Below are 17461 nucleotides of genomic sequence, written 5' to 3'. Positions count from 1 at the left end.
CTTTCAACATTGATGTTGACTGAAAGAGCGCCATCGCGAGCAAGCTCGGCTTCTACAGGGTTCTCTGAGCATCAGACAATCAGCACAGGTCCAATCCCATGTCCCTTCCAACCAAAGTACGCCTTGTCGAAGTCGGCCCCCGCGACGGTCTGCAAAACGAAGCCCAACCCATCAGCGTCGCCGACAAGGTGCAACTGGTCGATGCACTGACGGCCGCGGGCCTCGGCTATATAGAAGTCGGCAGTTTCGTCTCGCCCAAATGGGTGCCACAGATGGCAGGCTCTGCCGAGGTCTTCGCGCAGATCCAGCGCAAACCGGGTGTGACCTACGGCGCACTCGCCCCCAACCTTCGCGGTTTTGAAGATGCCCTCGCCTCCGGGGTCAAGGAAGTTGCGGTGTTTGCCGCCGCGTCCGAAGCGTTCTCACAACGCAATATCAATTGCTCGATCAGCGAAAGCCTGGAGCGTTTCGTGCCGATCATGGATGCGGCCAAACAACACGGTGTGTCAGTGAGGGGTTACGTGTCCTGTGTGCTGGGCTGCCCCTATGAAGGTAACGTCACGCCGGAACAGGTCGCCCACGTCGCCCGCGAGCTCTACGCCATGGGCTGCTACGAGGTTTCGTTGGGCGACACCATCGGTACCGGTACCGCTGGCGCGACCCGCAAGATGTTCGATGTGGTCTCGGCCGTCGTGCCACGGGACAAACTGGCCGGGCACTTCCACGACACCTACGGCCAGGCAATGGCCAACATCTACGCCAGCCTGCTGGAAGGCATCTCGGTGTTCGACAGCTCTATCGCTGGTCTCGGCGGCTGCCCGTATGCCAAGGGCGCCAGCGGTAACGTCGCCACGGAAGACGTGGTTTACCTGCTCAACGGGCTGGGAATTGAAACCGGAATCAACCTGGATACGTTGATCCTGGCCGGCCAGCAGATTTGCAGCGTGCTGGGCCGCCCGACCGGTTCGCGTGTGGCCAAGGCCCGAAGCGCACAGTGAGTGCGCGGATGTGTCCAGGTGTTACCGCTGTATCTGAAACGTGGGCAAAAGCGAGTAACACGGAAACAAATTGTCAGGGTTTGCCTGAGTGAAAAACCTTACAAAATTTCAAACTGTTGATTTTAAAGGGTTTTTAAAAGTTGGCACGACACCTGCTATCTCTATTGCATAACAAGAATAAAAAAAGCGGCAAACCTAATAAAAACAAGACGTAACGACTCTGACATAACAAAAACAACACGGCAGAGACGCAGCTAACAGATTTTTTTGGAGAAGATGTGCTTTTCAGGGTGCTTTTCGGAGTAACCCGCAACCGGGCAGAGAACAATAAAACTACCTTGAGGTAGCTCCCGAACTGGTTGGATCGCTTAGCGAAAAAGTAGATCAGCGCTCAAAAAAATACGTTTGCTCTTGATCCCGGATGGGGATCGAAAAAAACAGCGGTAAAGGGTCACGGTTACCAAAAACAAAAACAGACCGCCCCTCAATAATAAAAAAAGAGCACGCGCAACGAAAAATTAAAGGGGAGCTTCGGCTCCCCTTTGTGCTGTCTGGTGTTTGGCTTTTTAAAAGATCGCAGCCTTCGGCAGCTCCTACATGGTTTTGTGTGCACCTGTAGGAGCTGCCGAAGGCTGCGGTCTTCTTATTTTTTTACCGTGACGCTTTGAGATCCTCGATGCTTATTTCACGCATGCGGAATTTCTGGATCTTGCCGGTCACTGTCATCGGAAACTCCTCGACGAATTTGAAGTAACGCGGCGTCTTGAAGTGCGCAATGCGCTCCTTGCACCAGGTTTGCAGCTCCTGCTCGGTGGCGCTGTGGCCGGGGTGGAACTTGATCCAGGCGACAATCTCTTCGCCGTAACGCGAACAAGGAATTCCGATCACCTGCACGTCTGCCACCGCCGGGTGGGTAAAGAAGAACTCTTCCAGCTCCCGCGGATAAACGTTCTCACCGCCACGAATGATCATGTCCTTGTTACGCCCGGCAATGCACACATAGCCCTCGTCGTTCATGCTCGCCAGGTCACCGGTGTGCATCCATCCCGCCTGATCGATAGCTTCTGCCGTGCCTTCAGGATTTTTCCAGTAACCGAGCATCACGCTATAACCGCGGGTGCACAGTTCGCCAATAGTGCCCCGCGGGACCAGGTTGCCCGCCTCGTCGATGATTTTACTTTCGAGTTGCGGCTGAGTACGTCCGACGGTGGTAACACGCAATTCCAGGTCGTCTGACGGACCGGTCTGCAACGACACCGGACTGGTTTCCGTCATGCCGTAGGCAATCTGCACTTCACTCATGTGCATTTCGCTGATGACCCGACGCATCACCTCGATGGGACACGTCGCCCCCGCCATGATCCCGGTACGCAGACTCGACAGATCAAACTCCGCACGCTGCGGCTGATCGAGCATGGCGATGAACATGGTCGGCACACCGTACAGCGCCGTGGCTTTTTCTTCGACGACGGTGTTCAACGTCAACAGCGGATCAAAGGCATCGTTGGGGTAAATCATCGTACTGCCGTGAGTAATGCAGCCGAGATTGCCCATGACCATACCGAAGCAGTGATACAGCGGCACCGGGATCACCAGGCGATCAGCGGCGGTCAGGCCAAGGCTCTCACCGACCATGTAACCGTTGTTGAGAATGTTGTAGTGACTGAGGGTCGCGCCTTTGGGAAAACCGGTGGTGCCGGAGGTGTACTGAATATTCACCGCTTGATCGAAATGCAGGCTGCCCTGGCGTTCGTGCAACTGCTCCACCGAGACGCTGCCCGCCAGATCCGCCAGCTGCGACCACGGCAGGAAACCGACGGGCGGCTGCGCATCCAGACTGATGACGCCGCGCAGTTCTGGCAGGCGTTCACTGTGCAATTTTCCGATGGACTGCTGCGCCAGTTCCGGTACCAGGCCTTGCACCATGACGTGGTAGTTGGACGTCTTGAAGGCCCCGGCGCAGACCAGCCATTGGCAGCCGGATTGCTTCAATACGTATTCGAGTTCGGAACTGCGGTAAGCAGGGTTGATATTGACCAGGATCACGCCGATTTTTGCACTGGCAATCTGACTGATGCACCACTGTGCACAGTTGGGTGCCCAGATACCGAGACGGTCGCCAGTCTGCAGGCCCAGCGCCAACAGCGCTCTGGCATGCAGGTCTGCAGCGTCCGCCAGTTGTCGCCAGGTGTAGCGCAGCTGTTGATGGCGCACCACCAGCGCCTCCCCGTTCGGATGCTGAGCGACGGTGTTGTCGAACGCCTGGCCAATGGTCATCGCCAGCAAGGCTTTGTCCTGTGAGCCACGGGTGTAGCTGCGCTGCGGGTTTACACTGGGTTGATCCATGACGACCCCTATTGTCTTTATTAATGGGCTACCAGCGGTTACCTGCAGGAGCGAGCTTGCTCGCGATGGAGGTCAACGATGACGCGTATAGTCCGAAAAATGCGTCGCCTTCAGGCTCATCGCGAGCACGCTCGCTCCTACAGAGATTGGTCCGCGTTCTATCTTGAACTGCCCCTACTCTCGCTCAAGTTGACGTTAACGTAAAGGGTGATTGACAGCCATTCGTCACAGGCTTACGTTAACGTAAAGGTGAGAGTTGAATCACTGCCCTCCCCACCCCTACAAAAAAAGCCAAAAGGTGACCCATGAGCTACCCATCCCTGAACTTTGCCCTCGGTGAAACCATCGACATGTTGCGCGATCAGGTTCAGTCCTTCGTCGCCAAAGAGATCGCCCCGCGCGCCGCTCAAATCGACATCGATAACCTCTTCCCCGCCGACCTGTGGCGCAAATTCGGCGACATGGGCCTGCTGGGTGTCACTGTCCCGGAAGAGTACGGCGGCGCGGGCCTGGGTTATCTGGCCCACGTTGTAGCCATGGAAGAAATCAGTCGTGGCTCGGCTTCGGTGGCCCTGTCCTACGGCGCGCACTCCAACCTCTGCGTCAACCAGATCAACCGCAACGGCAATCACGAGCAAAAAACCAAATACCTGCCGAAGCTGATCAGTGGCGAGCATATCGGCGCCTTGGCCATGAGCGAGCCGAATGCCGGTTCCGACGTGGTATCGATGAAGCTGCGGGCCGACAAGCGTGGCGATCGCTACGTGCTCAATGGCAGCAAGACCTGGATCACCAACGGCCCGGACGCCAACACCTACGTGATCTACGCCAAGACCGACCTGGAAAAAGGCCCACACGGTATCACCGCGTTCATTGTCGAGCGCGACTGGAAAGGCTTCAGCCGCAGCAACAAATTCGACAAGCTCGGCATGCGCGGCTCGAACACTTGCGAGCTGTTTTTCGATGACGTTGAAGTACCGGAAGAAAACATTCTCGGCGTGCTCAACGGCGGCGTGAAAGTCCTGATGAGCGGCCTCGACTACGAGCGCGTTGTGCTTTCGGGCGGCCCGACGGGGATCATGCAGGCCTGCATGGACTTGATCGTGCCGTACATCCATGACCGCAAACAGTTCGGCCAAAGCATCGGCGAATTCCAGCTGATCCAGGGCAAAGTCGCTGACATGTACACCCAACTCAATGCCAGCCGCGCCTACCTGTACGCGGTTGCCCAGGCATGCGAGCGCGGCGAGACCACACGCAAGGACGCCGCTGGCGTGATCCTCTACAGCGCCGAACGCGCCACGCAAATGGCCCTCGACGCGATCCAGATTCTCGGTGGCAATGGCTACATCAACGAATTCCCGGCTGGTCGTCTGCTGCGAGACGCCAAGCTGTACGAAATCGGCGCCGGCACCAGTGAGATCCGTCGCATGCTCATCGGTCGCGAACTGTTCAACGAAACCCGCTAAACGGAGCTGTCCATGGCTATCCTGCATACCCAGCTCAACCCTCGTTCGGCGGAGTTCGCCGCCAACAGTGCGGCGATGCTCAAACAGGTCGACGCCCTGCACACTCTGCTCGCCCAAGTGGCGCAAGGTGGCGGTCCTAAGGCGCAAGAACGCCACACTTCGCGCGGTAAATTGCTGCCGCGCGAGCGCATCAATCGTCTGCTCGATCCAGGCTCGCCGTTTCTCGAAATCAGCCAATTGGCGGCCTACGAGGTGTACGGCGAAGACGTGCCGGCCGCTGGTGTGATTGCCGGGATCGGCCGTGTCGAAGGCGTCGAATGCATGATCGTCGCCAACGACGCCACGGTGAAAGGTGGTTCGTACTACCCGCTGACCGTGAAAAAGCACCTGCGTGCCCAGACCATCGCCCAGCAGAATCGCCTGCCGTGTATTTATCTGGTGGACTCCGGCGGCGCCAACCTGCCGCGTCAGGACGAAGTGTTTCCGGACCGTGAGCACTTCGGTCGAATCTTCTTCAACCAGGCCAACATGAGCGCCATGGGCATCCCGCAGATTGCCGTGGTCATGGGCTCTTGCACCGCTGGCGGCGCTTATGTCCCGGCGATGGCCGACGAAGCGATCATGGTTCGCGAGCAAGCGACCATCTTCCTGGCCGGCCCGCCGCTGGTAAAAGCGGCGACTGGTGAAGTGGTCAGCGCCGAAGATCTCGGTGGGGCCGATGTGCACTGCAAGATTTCCGGGGTGGCCGACCACTACGCCGAGAGCGATGAACACGCCCTGGCCATTGCTCGACGCAGTGTCGCCAACCTCAACTGGCGCAAGCTTGGCGAACTGCAGCAACGCACGCCCATCGCCCCTCTGTACAACAGCGACGAGCTGTACGGCGTGGTCCCGGCCGATGCCAAGCAACCGTTTGACGTGCGCGAAGTCATCGCACGGCTGGTGGACGGTTCGGTGTTCGACGAATTCAAAGCCTTGTTCGGAACTACGCTGGTATGCGGCTTTTCCTACCTGCACGGTTACCCGATCGCGATCCTCGCCAATAACGGCATCCTCTTCGCCGAAGCCGCGCAGAAAGGCGCGCATTTCATTGAACTGGCCTGTCAGCGCGGCATCCCGTTGCTGTTCCTGCAAAACATCACCGGTTTCATGGTCGGCCAGAAATACGAGGCCGGCGGCATTGCCAAGCACGGCGCGAAACTGGTGACCGCCGTAGCGTGCGCCAAGGTGCCGAAATTCACCGTGATCATCGGCGGTAGCTTCGGCGCCGGTAACTACGGCATGTGCGGCCGGGCTTACGACCCACGTTTCCTGTGGATGTGGCCGAACGCGCGCATCGGCGTGATGGGCGCCGAACAAGCTGCTGGTGTGCTGGTGCAGGTCAAGCGCGAGCAGGCCGAGCGCAGTGGCCAGGGTTTCAGCGCCGAGCAGGAAGCCGACATCAAGCAACCGATCCTCGACCAGTACGAAGAACAGGGCCACCCCTACTATTCCAGTGCGCGCTTGTGGGACGACGGTGTCATCGACCCGGCACAGACCCGCGATGTCTTGGGCCTGGCCTTGTCGGCGTCGCTGAATGCGCCAATCGAACCGAGCCGCTTCGGCGTGTTCCGGATGTGATTTTCTTGCAGGAGCGAGCTTGCTCGCGATGGAGTGTCAGTCCCCATCATGGTCATTTGACACACCGCAATCGCGAGCAAGCTCGCTCCTACAGAGACCGTGGAGACGGACGAACATGAGCGACTTCAACACCCTCGAACTGCAGACCGACCCGCGTGGTTTTGCGACCCTGTGGCTAAGCCGCGAAGAAAAGAACAATGCGTTCAACGCCGAGATGATCCGTGAACTGATCATCGCGATGGACAAGGTGGCGAGCGATGCCAGCCTGCGTTTCCTGTTGGTGCGCGGCCGCGGTAAACATTTCAGTGCCGGTGCCGACCTGGCCTGGATGCAGCAATCGGCCGAACTCGATTACCACACCAACCTCGACGACGCTCGGGAACTGGCGGAGTTGATGTACAACCTCGCCAAACTGAAAGTTCCGACCCTGGCAGTGGTGCAAGGTGCAGCCTTCGGTGGTGCCTTGGGCCTGATCAGTTGCTGCGACATGGCCATTGGTGCCGATGAAGCACAATTCTGCCTGTCGGAAGTGCGCATCGGCCTGGCGCCGGCCGTGATCAGCCCGTTCGTGGTGCAAGCCATTGGCGAACGCGCGGCACGGCGTTATGCCTTGACCGCTGAACGTTTCGGCGGACAACGGGCTCGGGAAATCGGTTTGTTGTCGGAGAGTTATCCTTCCTCTGAGCTGGAACAGAACGTCGAACAGTGGATCGACAACCTGCTGCTCAACAGCCCCGCCGCCATGCGTGCCAGCAAGGACCTGCTGCGCGAAGTCGGCGACGGCTCGCTGACGCCGTCACTGCGTCGCTACACCGAAAATGCCATCGCGCGAATCCGTGTCAGTCCCGAGGGCCAGGAAGGCCTGCGCGCTTTTCTGCAAAAACGTCCGCCGAGCTGGCAGGACGAAACCACCACCAAGGAGCCGCGTTGATGAGCGCACCTGTCCTCACTACCCTGCTGGTGGCCAACCGCGGCGAAATCGCTTGCCGGGTGATGCGTACCGCCAAGGCTCTGGGCCTGACCACTGTGGCCGTACACAGCGCCACCGACCGTGATGCTCGCCACAGCCGCGAAGCCGACATTCGCGTCGACCTGGGTGGCAGCAAAGCTGCCGAGAGCTACCTGCAAATCGACAAACTGATCGCCGCCGCCAAGGCCAGCGGTGCTCAGGCAATCCACCCCGGTTATGGCTTTTTGTCGGAGAACGCCGGGTTCGCCCGTGCGATCGAAGCGGCCGGTCTGATTTTCCTCGGCCCGCCCGCCTCGGCCATCGACGCCATGGGCAGCAAATCCGCGGCCAAGGCCTTGATGGAAACCGCTGGCGTGCCGCTGGTGCCTGGTTATCACGGCGAGGCGCAAGACCTGGACACCTTCCGCGCTGCCTGCGAACGCATCGGCTACCCGGTGCTGCTCAAGGCTACCGCCGGTGGTGGCGGTAAAGGCATGAAAGTGGTCGAGGACGTCAGCCAACTGGCCGAAGCCCTGGCCTCGGCCCAGCGTGAAGCACTGTCGTCGTTCGGCGATTCGCGGATGCTGGTGGAGAAGTACCTGCTCCAACCACGCCACGTGGAAATCCAGGTGTTCGCCGACCAGCATGGCAACTGCCTGTATCTCAACGAACGTGACTGCTCCATCCAGCGTCGACACCAAAAAGTCGTCGAAGAGGCACCCGCACCAGGCCTTAGTCCGCAATTGCGCCGCGCCATGGGTGAAGCGGCAGTGCGTTCGGCGCAAGCCATCGGTTACGTCGGTGCTGGCACTGTGGAATTCTTGCTGGACGCGCGCGGCGAGTTCTTCTTCATGGAGATGAACACGCGTCTGCAAGTCGAGCACCCCGTCACCGAAGCCATTACCGGCCTCGACCTGGTGGCCTGGCAGATTCGTGTGGCGCGTGGTGAAGCCCTGCCGATGACTCAGGAACAGGTTCCGCTGATCGGCCATGCCATTGAAGTGCGGCTGTATGCCGAAGACCCGGGCAATGATTTTCTGCCTGCAACCGGGCGCCTGGAGTTGTATCGCGAATCCGCACAAGGTCCGGGCCGTCGAGTGGACAGTGGCGTCGAAGAAGGCGACGACATTTCGCCGTTCTACGACCCGATGCTCGGCAAACTGATCGCCTGGGGCGAAGACCGTGAACAGGCGCGCTTGCGATTGTTGAGCATGCTCGATGAATTTGCGATTGGCGGGCTCAAGACCAATATCAATTTCCTGCGCCGAATCATCGGCCACCCGGCATTTGCCGCAGCCGAACTGGATACCGGGTTCATTCCGCGTTATCAGGAACAACTGCTGCCACCGCCTGCCGCACTGAGCGATGAATTCTGGCAAGCCGCCGCCCAGGCGTTTGCCCAGAGCCAGCCTCATTCATTTCGCGCCGATGACCTGAGCTCGCCATGGGCCAACAGCAACGGTTTCCGGGCGGGACTGCCGACAGAAATCACTCTGCATTTGAGCTGCGAAGGGCAAGACAGGGCGCTGACATTGGGCAACCTCAACATCCAAACCGCGCAACTCAAGGGCGAGCAATTGCTGACCGAGCACGACGGTGTACGCCGCCAGCATCGGGCGATCCGCCGTGGCGCAGGGGTGTACCTGCAATGGGAGGGTGAACTGCGCCGCATCGAGTCCTACGACCCGATCAGTGCTGTCGAAGCCAGCCACAGCCATCAGGGCGGGCTGACCGCACCGATGAACGGAAGCATCGTTCGTGTGCTGGTAGAGGCCGGTCAAGCGGTTGAAGCCGGAGCGCAACTGGTGGTGCTGGAAGCGATGAAGATGGAGCACAGTATCCGAGCACCACACGCAGGGGTGATCAAGGCGCTGTATTGCCAGGAAGGCGAAATGGTCAGCGAAGGCAGTGCGCTGGTCGAACTGGAAGAAGCGTGAAAAGAGGATCGGTCCTACGCCATGCGAGGACCGATCTGATTAAAACTTGGCTGTTGCCTGAACCACCACGCCGATGATTCGGCACTCTTCGGTGAAAAGGGCTTTCGGGTACGTCGGATTAAGCGGGACCAGGTAACGCTGCCCGCCTTCTTCGATCAGCTTGCGAAAAATCGCCTCGCTGCTGCTGGGCCATTGCGCAATCACCAGCTTGCCTGGCTCCGCCTCCACGTCGGGGTCCACCAGAATCAGCATGCCTTCGGCGATGCTGAGACCCGTGGGTGCGGTCATCGCATCACCTGCGACCGTCAACCAGAATGCCGCGCCTTGTGCATGGTAATCGGACAATTCGAAACGGTACTGGGCCTGTTCGCCATCACGCACTTCGCTGGTTTCCCGCCAGTCACTGACCGGGTAGCGGAAGTACGGGTTGTACTTTTGCGTCAGCGAAATTTCATCGTCCTGTGAGTCCAGTGGCTCCCGGATCACCAGCGCCACTTCCAGAAATCCCAGACCCAGCGCGTGCAAGACACGATTCATGTCGTCGATGCCGGGTTGCCGGCGTTTTGTCAGCCAATGCCCGATGCCGCCCTGGGACATCCCGAGGCGCTCGGCGAGTATCTCTTGAGTGACTTTGAGTTCACTCATCTTGGCCTTGACCAATTCAATCCATTTATCCATGTGCGGCACGATACGTGGGCGACTCCGGCCATCAAAACACAAATTGTAGTATTTAATTTATGGTCACAAATACAGATCGTACTAGGATGAATTCACGGATCTGAATCTATCACGGAGCTTGCCATCACCATGAACCAACCCGTCAATGACTTGCCTGACATGCAAATCGACACGTCCCTCACCTCGCCTCAAGGCTCTGCCGCTGCGCAGCGCGCGTTGGACTACTACTTGAAACCAGCTGTTTCAGAGGAAGGCGTCGAGGAGCGTTTCTTTGATGTGAACCGAAATATCAGCTGTGAAGAGGCACTGGTTCATGCGTCGGATCTACTGCGTTGTGCTGCAGCTACGGCGCACGAATCAGCCAACCACTTGCAGGGTGCGAGCCGGGATCTGGCGTTTTCGACGGTGCATATGATCGATATGGCTAAAGCCATGGTAGATCGGTCCCTGGAGGGCCATCAGAACGGGTGAGGCGAAGGTATTTAAACAGAGGACTGGAAAGAATTTTCCAATCACGCAGATAAAATCATTTGACTTGCAAACGAGAATGATTATTATTGCACCAACTGGTCGCGAGATCAGTCGATGGGCCAAGGGACCTTAGGTCGGATCCTTGGACTATCTCCTCATCAGGCTAATCACGGTTTTTGACCCGGCTTTTTGCCGGGTCTTTTTTTTGCCAGTTTTCTGGCTTATAGCTTCAGGCTAATGAAGTCTTTAGGTGCCGCAAATTCGATGGCGCGGATGATATCAAAAGAATATTGGCTGGCAAGCGTAGCCCGGCATCATTGGGCCAAACTAACGACAAATAGCACTTGAGAATCAATCGCACAGCCTCTAAGCTGCGTCGGCGTCAAGGAGGACGCCCCCCTCGATTTCATTCATTTCCCCAGCCTATTGCGCAGTCATTTCCCCCAAAGAAGTTACTAAAGCAGGCAAGCGAAGGCACGGCGCCCTCGCCTTCCCACCAGCACTTCAATACACCGCGATATGCGAATCCGCCCGCGGTTCAGTCCCCCCGCATAACACGCCGGTTTCAGGATCGCGCAGGATAATTTGCCCGCGCCCGTAGCTGGTGAGGTCGCACACCACTTGCACCTCATGCCCGCGACGCGCCAATGCGGCGGCCATATCCCGCGAAGCGTTCTGCTCGATGCCGACCTTCAGCCCGCCCAGCCACTGCCAGCGTGGAGCGTCGAGCGCCGCTTGCGGGTTGAGTCCGAAATCCACCAGGTTCATGACCATCTGCACGTGCCCTTGCGGTTGCATGTAGCCGCCCATCACGCCGAAGGGCCCCATGGCCACACCATCCTTGCTGAGAAACCCCGGAATAATGGTGTGGAAGGTCTTCTTGCCGGGTGCCAGGCAATTGGCATGCTCGGGATCCAGGCTGAACTCTTCGCCACGGTTTTGCAGGGCGATGCCACTGTCGGGCAGCACCACACCGGAGCCGAACCCGTGGTAGTTGCTCTGGATGAACGACACCATGTTGCCTTCCGCATCAGCGGTTGCCAGGTACACCGTGCCGCTGGCATGGGGATCACCCGGTTGAGGCGCCACGGCTTGCTCACCGATCTGCGCCCGACGATGGGCGGCGTAGTGATCGCTCAGCAAGTCGTCCACCGCGACCCGCATGTGCTCAGGATCAGTGATGTAGTGCAGGCCATCGCTATAGGCGAGTTTCATCGCTTCGAGTTGACGGTGCCAGGTTTGCTGGCTGTCACGGTGATCGAAGTCGAAACCCTCCAGCATCTTCAGCGTCATCAAGGCCACGAGCCCCTGCCCGCTCGGCGGAATCTCCCAGACATCGACACCGCGGTAGTTGACCTTGATCGGCTCGACCCATTGCGCGCGATAGTCCTGCAAATCACTGGCGCGCAGATAGCCACCGGTGGCCCGCGAATGCGCGTCCAGCCGTTGCGCCAGCGCGCCGCGATAGAGGCTCTCGCATCCGGTGTTTGCCAGTTCGCTCAAGGTGCGGGCCTGGGCCGGGTTGCGGAACAGTTCACCGGCGCGGGGTGCGCGGCCATCAATCAGGAAGGTGTCGAACCAGCTTTCCAGCACATCGCTGCGATCGGGGGTGAAATCCTCCAGCGCGGTTTGCCACTGCAACGCGACCACCGGCGACACGGGAAAACCATCCCGCGCCAGACTGATTGCTGGCTGCAACAGGTCCGCGAAAGGCAGACGACCGAAACGCCGGGACAGCTCGGCCCAGGCCGACGGACAACCTGGAACAGTCACCGGTGTCCAGCCATGCAATGGCATCTTTTCGTAGCCGGCCGCTTTGACGGCTTCGATGCTCAGCGCCTGCGGGGCAGCGCCGTTGGCGTTCAAACCGTGCAGTTTGTTTTGCGTCCAGACCAACGCAAAGGCGTCGCCGCCAATGCCGCAGCCGGTGGGTTCGACCACGGTCAGCGCGGCGGCCGTGGCGATGGCCGCATCGATGGCATTGCCGCCGCGACGCATGATTTCAATTCCGGCTTCGGCGGCCAGCGGTTGTGAGGCGGCGACCATGCCGCGCTTGGCGAAGACACTTTGACGTTGTGACGCGTAGGGATACTCATGGGCAGAAAATTTGAACATGGCAGGACTCACACAAAAGAAATGTTCATAAAAACCTGTAGGAGCGGGCCTGCTCGCGATGGACTCAAGTGCACCGCGTTTTTCCAGGAAGTCCGCGTCATCGTTAACGTCCATCGCGAGAAGGCTCGCGCCTACAACACGCGGCTGAGAAACGCCCGGGTACGAGCATGGCTCGGGTTGCTGAAGATCTGCTCGGGCGGGCCTTGCTCGATCAGTTCACCTTGATCGAGCACCACCACCCGGTCGGCCACTTCACGGGCAAAGCCCATTTCATGGGTGACGACGACCATGGTCATGCCCTCCTCAGCCAGCTCCTTCATGACTTGCAGCACCTCACCCACGGTTTCCGGGTCCAGCGCACTGGTGGGTTCGTCGAACAGCATCGCCTGAGGCTTCATGGCCAGCGCGCGGGCGATGGCCACGCGCTGCTGCTGGCCCCCGGACAACATCGACGGATAGTGATCCGCCTTCTCCGCCAACCCGACGCGCTTGAGCAACGCCCGCGCCTGCTCCAATGCTGCGGCGCGAGACACGCCCAACACCTGAATGGGCGCTTCGATAATGTTCTCCAGCGCCGTCATGTGCGGGAACAGGTTGAAGCGCTGGAACACCATGCCGATGTCGCGACGCTGTCGCGCAATATTGCGCTCCGAGTCACGGGCCAGGCTGCCATCGGCACGGGTGCGATAACCCATCGGCCGGCCGCCAACGCGAATCTGCCCAGACTGAATGTCTTCCAGCAAATTGATACAGCGGATGAAGGTGGTTTTTCCCGAACCAGAGGCGCCGATCAGCACCACCACTTCTCCTCGTCGCACTTGCAGGGAAATGCCCTTGAGAATTTCCAGGTCACCGAAGGACTTGTGAACGTCCAGCGCTTCGATGACCAGCTCTTCACTCATGTGCGCCATCTCAACGCCCTCTCAACATTTTCATGGTATTGCGACCGAACATCCGGCTGGCGGCGGGTGCCGGGCGATCGGACTGGCCGAATCGTGCTTCGAGCCAGCGCTGGAAGAAGCCCCAGAGTGTGGTCAATGCCAGGAAGTAGATGGCCACTACCAAATACAGCTCGAACACGCGGAAGGTCGCCGAGGTCACCATTTGCGTACTCAACAGCAATTCCTGTACGCCAATAACGCTGACCAGCGTGGTGTTTTTCAGCATCACGTTGAACTCGTTGCCCAGTGGCGGCACGATCACCCGGAACGCCTGGGGCAGCACGACTCGCCGCATCAACTTGGGAAAGGTCATGCCCAGCGAACGCCCGGCTTCGTATTGGCCCTTGTCCACCGCACCGATACCGGCACGAATGATCTCGGCCATGTACGCGCCTTCGTTGAGCCCCAGCGCGATGATCGCCGCCTGGATGTTGCCCGGCACGATGAACCAGCCAAGGTCCAGGTCTTCGAAGCGGAAAATCCCGCCCGCCGCCAATGCCGTGTACAGAAAAACGATCTGTACGAGCAACGGCGTGCCGCGCATCAGCCAGACATAAAAGCGCACCGGGTACTGCAACAACGGGTTACTCGACAGCTTCATCAACGCAGCAATCAGCCCCAACACACAACCGAGCAACATTGCCGAAACGCTGATCAGACAAGTCAGCCACAGTCCCGTCAGGTAGACATCGCTGGGCTGCAACAGGTACTGCCAGAACACATCCCAATTGAAGTTCATCAGGTTCGTCCTCAGTCCAGTTTGTCGCTGCTGACATGCCACTTATCAAGCAGCGCGGTGTAACTGCCGTCGGCGCGCATGCCTTGCAGAACTTCGGTCAGGGCGGCGGTCAGCTGCGGGTCGCCTTTGCGTACACCGAAACCGGTCAGAATCCTGTTGAACGCCGGCACCGCCGACTGGAACAGGTCCGGTGCCAGTTGCTGATAATGGCCGGCGGATTCGACCGTGGTGCCGAAGGCGTCCACCTGATTGATGCGCAAGGCCTGGAAGGCATCGGCGTCAACGTTGTACACCACCAGTTTCATCGGTGGCTTGCCGGCTGCTTCGAGCTTTTCGTTCTCTTTGCCCAGCAGCACGCGAATGGTCGAACCGTTACTGACCGCGACCTTGAGCCCGGACAAATCTTCCAGGGTGTTCACCGATTTCGGATTGCCTTTGGGCACCACGATGGACTGGCTGGAATACATGAAGTTGACGATGTCGATCACCTCGCGGCGTTCGGGTTTATCGAACAACTGATCGACGATCATGTCGCACTGTTGCGCCAGCAGCGCCGGGATCAGCCCGGCGAAAGGCGAGATTCGCCATTCGACTTTCTTGTCACCCAAACGCTGGGCAATCGCTTCACCCATATCCACCTGAAGCCCGACCGGTTTTTGCTTCAAGTCAAACGACACCAGCGGCGGCGAGTCCATGCCGGAGCAATAAACGATCTTCTCGCTCTTGCTTAAACGCTCGGGTAACTCAGGGGCGGCGAGCGCCCATTGCGAACACAGACTCAAGGTAAACAAGGCAACTAACGCGCAAGGCTTGTGCATAGCATGACTCCTGATGGCTGCAACGGATGTCCCTTGTAGGAGCTGCCGAAGGCTGCGATCTTTTGATGTTGCTTTCAAAAAGATCAAAAGATCGCAGCCTGCGGCAGCTCCTACAGAGGGATTGGGTGTTGGTTTATTGATGGGCTTCGAGGAACTGGATCAGTCGCGGAATGGTGCCTTCGATGTGCTCGCACACCACGGCGGCTGCCTTGTCCGGATCGCCGGAACGCAGCGCTTCAACAATCGAGGCGTGCTCGTCACGGGCGCTGCGGGGTTTGTCGGCGTGCTGCAACCACAGGCGCATGTGCGGCTCGATCACCGAGTACAGCGCCGAGATCTGCCGCATCAGGCGCGGGCGCTCGCTCAGGCTGCACAAGTATTCATGGAAGGCGCGATGTCGACTGACCCACTCGGCACCGTCCTCGCGGTACTCGTCCATCTCGTCGAGCAGACGCTCCAGGTGACTGAAATGGCGCTCGGTGATTTTCGTCACCGCCACTCGAATGGCCAGGCCTTCGAGGGCGCTGCGCATTTCGAACACCTCGCGCATTTCCTCGATGTTCAAGCCGCGGACAATGGCACCGCGATTGGGCCGCAACGTCACCAGGCCATCGGCATCCAGACGCCGGAACGCTTCGCGAACCGGCATGCGGCTCATGCCGATTTCACCTGCGATGTCCTCGGCAATCAGTCGCTCGCCCGTGCGGTAACGACCTTTGCAAATCGCCTCCAGGAGAAAGTTGTAGGCCTCCTCTTCGGCAGTAATGGGCTGGCGTTCGGTATAGACAGGGGCAAATTTCATCCGGTGCACCTTTTGTATTTTTGTATCCAATTATCCATAAAGCCAAAAAAGCACGATGCATGCCAAATCCCGCTAATGGATTGCAGGTATTTGATTAGATTGGGTTATTGGTGATCAGAAGCGCAGATGCTGAATACGGCCGTGCGGGGCGAACGAGTTAAAATGCCCCACCCCGGAGCCTGCCGGCCTCAAATCGGTGCCAGAAGTAACACGGGGGTCAACGATTCATCGGCGGCCATTGCTCTGCGCTGCTAACCCTCTACGCTTGCGTGTAAAGTAGCCGCCATAAAATCTATTTCAGGAACCATGACCGTGGCCAAATCCTCACTCGACATCAGTGCCAACTTCGACAGTGGCAACATCCAGGTGATCGACCTCAGCGATCCGCTGAGACCTCTGCTGGCAATCCGGCCCGATACCCGCAGCAACCACTTTCAATGGTTCCACTTCAAGGCCAGCGGCCTGCATGTCGGCCAGGAACACTGGTTTCGTTTGAACAATGCCAGCCAGTCTTCTTACAACAAGGCCTGGGATGGTTATCAAGCCGTGGCGTCCTACGATCACGTCAACTGGTTCCGCGTGCCGACCATTTTCGAAGGCGACTGCTTGCGTTTCAGCCTGGAAGCCACCGCCACCCACGCCTGGTTTGCCTACTTCGAACCCTACAGCCGTGGCCGTCACGACTGGCTGATCGAGCAAGCGCTGAGCAAGGCCGGCACCGAACTGCTGGCGACTGGCAAGAGCGTCGAAGGCCGTGACATTCAGCTCCTGCGCAAAGGCTCGGGTGCCGAAGGCCAGCGCAAGGTGTGGATCATCGCCCAGCAACATCCGGGGGAGCACATGGCGGAATGGTTCATGGAAGGTGTGATCGAGCGCCTGGAAAAACATGACGACCCGGTGTTGAACAAACTGCTGGCCAGCGCCGACCTGTACCTGGTGCCGAACATGAACCCGGATGGTGCCTTCCACGGCCACTTGCGAACCAACGCCATGGGGCAGGACCTCAACCGTGCCTGGCAGAGCGCCAGCCAGGAAGTCAGCCCGGAAGTGTTTTTCGTACAGCAACAGATGGAAAAGTACGGCGTCGACATGTTCCTCGACATCCACGGCGACGAGGAAATCCCCTACATTTTCACCGCCGGCTGCGAAGGCAATCCAGGGTATACGCCACGCCTGGAAACACTCGAAACTCACTTCCGCGATCACCTGAAGCATCTGACCAAAGACTTCCAGACCAAGCACGGCTATACCCTCGACGCGCCGGGCAAGGCGAACATGACCCTGGCCTGCAACAGCGTCGGCGAGAAATTCGATTGCCTGTCATTGACCCTGGAGATGCCGTTCAAGGACAACAACGACGCGCCGAATGCAATGACGGGGTGGTCGGGTAAGCGCTCGAAGCAACTGGGCAAGGATGTGTTGACCACCGTTACTGAAATGATCGACACCCTGCGCTGACCCCTACCCCGGATTCGTGTGAACACACGGCCTATGTAGGAGCTGGCGCAGCCTGCGATCTTTTGATCTTGAAAAAGAAAAATCAAAAGATCGCAGCCTGCGGCAACTCCTACATTGAGC

At 58.8% G+C, this 17461-nt stretch carries 14 protein-coding genes; 7 read left to right on the top strand and 7 right to left on the bottom strand.

Features of this window, described 5'->3' with window-relative positions; translation table 11 throughout:
• Positions 1-98: 98 nt before the first annotated feature.
• Positions 99-998 (top strand): hydroxymethylglutaryl-CoA lyase, encoded by a 900-nt coding sequence (locus KUF73_RS18045; protein WP_218439416.1) that lies wholly within the window; start codon positions 99-101, stop codon positions 996-998.
• A 651-nt stretch (positions 999-1649) separates the two neighbouring features.
• Here KUF73_RS18045 and KUF73_RS18040 read toward each other — a convergent pair.
• On the bottom strand, positions 1650-3344 hold the full coding sequence (locus tag KUF73_RS18040; RefSeq protein WP_218439415.1) for an AMP-binding protein: 1695 nt from the start codon (positions 3342-3344) through the stop codon (positions 1650-1652).
• Positions 3345-3649: 305 nt separating this feature from the next.
• On the opposite strand from KUF73_RS18040, the gene KUF73_RS18035 reads away from it, so the two are divergent.
• The 4 genes from KUF73_RS18035 (at position 3650) to KUF73_RS18020 (ending at position 9319) form a co-directional block, all read left to right on the top strand.
• Complete coding sequence (locus KUF73_RS18035; RefSeq protein WP_218439414.1) at positions 3650-4813, top strand: isovaleryl-CoA dehydrogenase; 1164 nt, start codon at positions 3650-3652, stop codon at positions 4811-4813.
• Between the two features lie 12 nt (positions 4814-4825).
• Positions 4826-6433 carry a carboxyl transferase domain-containing protein gene (locus KUF73_RS18030; RefSeq protein WP_218439413.1) on the top strand — a complete coding sequence of 536 codons (1608 nt, stop codon included), beginning with the start codon at positions 4826-4828 and terminating at the stop codon, positions 6431-6433.
• A gap of 115 nt (positions 6434-6548) precedes the next feature.
• Positions 6549-7364 carry a gamma-carboxygeranoyl-CoA hydratase gene (locus KUF73_RS18025; protein ID WP_218439412.1) on the top strand — a complete coding sequence of 272 codons (816 nt, stop codon included), beginning with the start codon at positions 6549-6551 and terminating at the stop codon, positions 7362-7364.
• The gene (locus KUF73_RS18020) at positions 7364-9319 is read left to right on the top strand and encodes an acetyl/propionyl/methylcrotonyl-CoA carboxylase subunit alpha (protein WP_218439411.1); all 1956 of its coding nucleotides are present in this window, start codon (positions 7364-7366) and stop codon (positions 9317-9319) included. The genes KUF73_RS18025 and KUF73_RS18020 overlap by 1 nt, the downstream gene beginning before the upstream one ends.
• A gap of 39 nt (positions 9320-9358) precedes the next feature.
• On the opposite strand, the gene KUF73_RS18015 is transcribed toward KUF73_RS18020, so the two are convergent.
• Positions 9359-9997 (bottom strand): LexA family transcriptional regulator, encoded by a 639-nt coding sequence (locus KUF73_RS18015; RefSeq protein ID WP_218439410.1) that lies wholly within the window; start codon positions 9995-9997, stop codon positions 9359-9361.
• A gap of 129 nt (positions 9998-10126) precedes the next feature.
• On the opposite strand from KUF73_RS18015, the gene KUF73_RS18010 reads away from it, so the two are divergent.
• Positions 10127-10468, top strand: a complete 342-nt coding sequence (locus tag KUF73_RS18010) for a DUF6124 family protein (protein ID WP_218439409.1) — start codon at positions 10127-10129, stop codon at positions 10466-10468.
• Between the two features lie 504 nt (positions 10469-10972).
• On the opposite strand, the gene KUF73_RS18005 is transcribed toward KUF73_RS18010, so the two are convergent.
• The 5 genes from KUF73_RS18005 to KUF73_RS17985 all read right to left on the bottom strand — a co-directional run bounded on the left by KUF73_RS18005 (position 10973) and on the right by KUF73_RS17985 (position 15883).
• Positions 10973-12583 carry a gamma-glutamyltransferase family protein gene (locus KUF73_RS18005; RefSeq protein ID WP_218439408.1) on the bottom strand — a complete coding sequence of 537 codons (1611 nt, stop codon included), beginning with the start codon at positions 12581-12583 and terminating at the stop codon, positions 10973-10975.
• 131 nt (positions 12584-12714) lie between these two features.
• The gene (locus KUF73_RS18000) at positions 12715-13494 is read right to left on the bottom strand and encodes an amino acid ABC transporter ATP-binding protein (RefSeq protein ID WP_218439407.1); all 780 of its coding nucleotides are present in this window, start codon (positions 13492-13494) and stop codon (positions 12715-12717) included.
• A 1-nt stretch (position 13495) separates the two neighbouring features.
• Positions 13496-14263, bottom strand: a complete 768-nt coding sequence (locus KUF73_RS17995; protein ID WP_218439406.1) for an amino acid ABC transporter permease — start codon at positions 14261-14263, stop codon at positions 13496-13498.
• Between the two features lie 11 nt (positions 14264-14274).
• A complete protein-coding gene (locus tag KUF73_RS17990) occupies positions 14275-15081 on the bottom strand; it encodes an ABC transporter substrate-binding protein (protein ID WP_218439405.1) in 807 nt (268 codons plus the stop codon).
• 133 nt (positions 15082-15214) lie between these two features.
• The gene (locus KUF73_RS17985) at positions 15215-15883 is read right to left on the bottom strand and encodes a GntR family transcriptional regulator (RefSeq protein ID WP_218439404.1); all 669 of its coding nucleotides are present in this window, start codon (positions 15881-15883) and stop codon (positions 15215-15217) included.
• A gap of 306 nt (positions 15884-16189) precedes the next feature.
• Here KUF73_RS17985 and KUF73_RS17980 point away from each other — a divergent pair, with 306 nt between their 5' ends.
• Positions 16190-17341: a M14-type cytosolic carboxypeptidase gene (locus tag KUF73_RS17980; RefSeq protein ID WP_218439403.1), complete on the top strand. Its 1152-nt coding sequence runs from the start codon at positions 16190-16192 to the stop codon at positions 17339-17341.
• The last annotated feature ends 120 nt before the right edge of the window (positions 17342-17461 follow it).

Origin of the sequence: Pseudomonas sp. PD9R, from assembly GCF_019200975.1 — a bacterium.
Taxonomy (GTDB): Bacteria; Pseudomonadota; Gammaproteobacteria; order Pseudomonadales; family Pseudomonadaceae; genus Aquipseudomonas.
Note: the sequence above shows the minus strand (reverse complement) of the source record. Positions and strands in the feature narration are given on the sequence as shown.

Bases quoted from the DNA above. Each gene is read 5' to 3' on its own strand.
- KUF73_RS18045 (WP_218439416.1), top strand. From the start codon at position 99: ATGTCCCTTCCAACCAAAGTACGCCTTGTCGAAGTCGGCCCCCGCGAC.
- KUF73_RS18040 (WP_218439415.1), bottom strand. From the start codon at position 3,344: ATGGATCAACCCAGTGTAAACCCGCAGCGCAGCTACACCCGTGGCTCA.
- KUF73_RS18035 (WP_218439414.1), top strand. From the start codon at position 3,650: ATGAGCTACCCATCCCTGAACTTTGCCCTCGGTGAAACCATCGACATG.
- KUF73_RS18030 (WP_218439413.1), top strand. From the start codon at position 4,826: ATGGCTATCCTGCATACCCAGCTCAACCCTCGTTCGGCGGAGTTCGCC.
- KUF73_RS18025 (WP_218439412.1), top strand. From the start codon at position 6,549: ATGAGCGACTTCAACACCCTCGAACTGCAGACCGACCCGCGTGGTTTT.
- KUF73_RS18020 (WP_218439411.1), top strand. From the start codon at position 7,364: ATGAGCGCACCTGTCCTCACTACCCTGCTGGTGGCCAACCGCGGCGAA.
- KUF73_RS18015 (WP_218439410.1), bottom strand. From the start codon at position 9,997: ATGGATAAATGGATTGAATTGGTCAAGGCCAAGATGAGTGAACTCAAA.
- KUF73_RS18010 (WP_218439409.1), top strand. From the start codon at position 10,127: ATGAACCAACCCGTCAATGACTTGCCTGACATGCAAATCGACACGTCC.
- KUF73_RS18005 (WP_218439408.1), bottom strand. From the start codon at position 12,583: ATGTTCAAATTTTCTGCCCATGAGTATCCCTACGCGTCACAACGTCAA.
- KUF73_RS18000 (WP_218439407.1), bottom strand. From the start codon at position 13,494: ATGGCGCACATGAGTGAAGAGCTGGTCATCGAAGCGCTGGACGTTCAC.
- KUF73_RS17995 (WP_218439406.1), bottom strand. From the start codon at position 14,263: ATGAACTTCAATTGGGATGTGTTCTGGCAGTACCTGTTGCAGCCCAGC.
- KUF73_RS17990 (WP_218439405.1), bottom strand. From the start codon at position 15,081: ATGCACAAGCCTTGCGCGTTAGTTGCCTTGTTTACCTTGAGTCTGTGT.
- KUF73_RS17985 (WP_218439404.1), bottom strand. From the start codon at position 15,883: ATGAAATTTGCCCCTGTCTATACCGAACGCCAGCCCATTACTGCCGAA.
- KUF73_RS17980 (WP_218439403.1), top strand. From the start codon at position 16,190: ATGACCGTGGCCAAATCCTCACTCGACATCAGTGCCAACTTCGACAGT.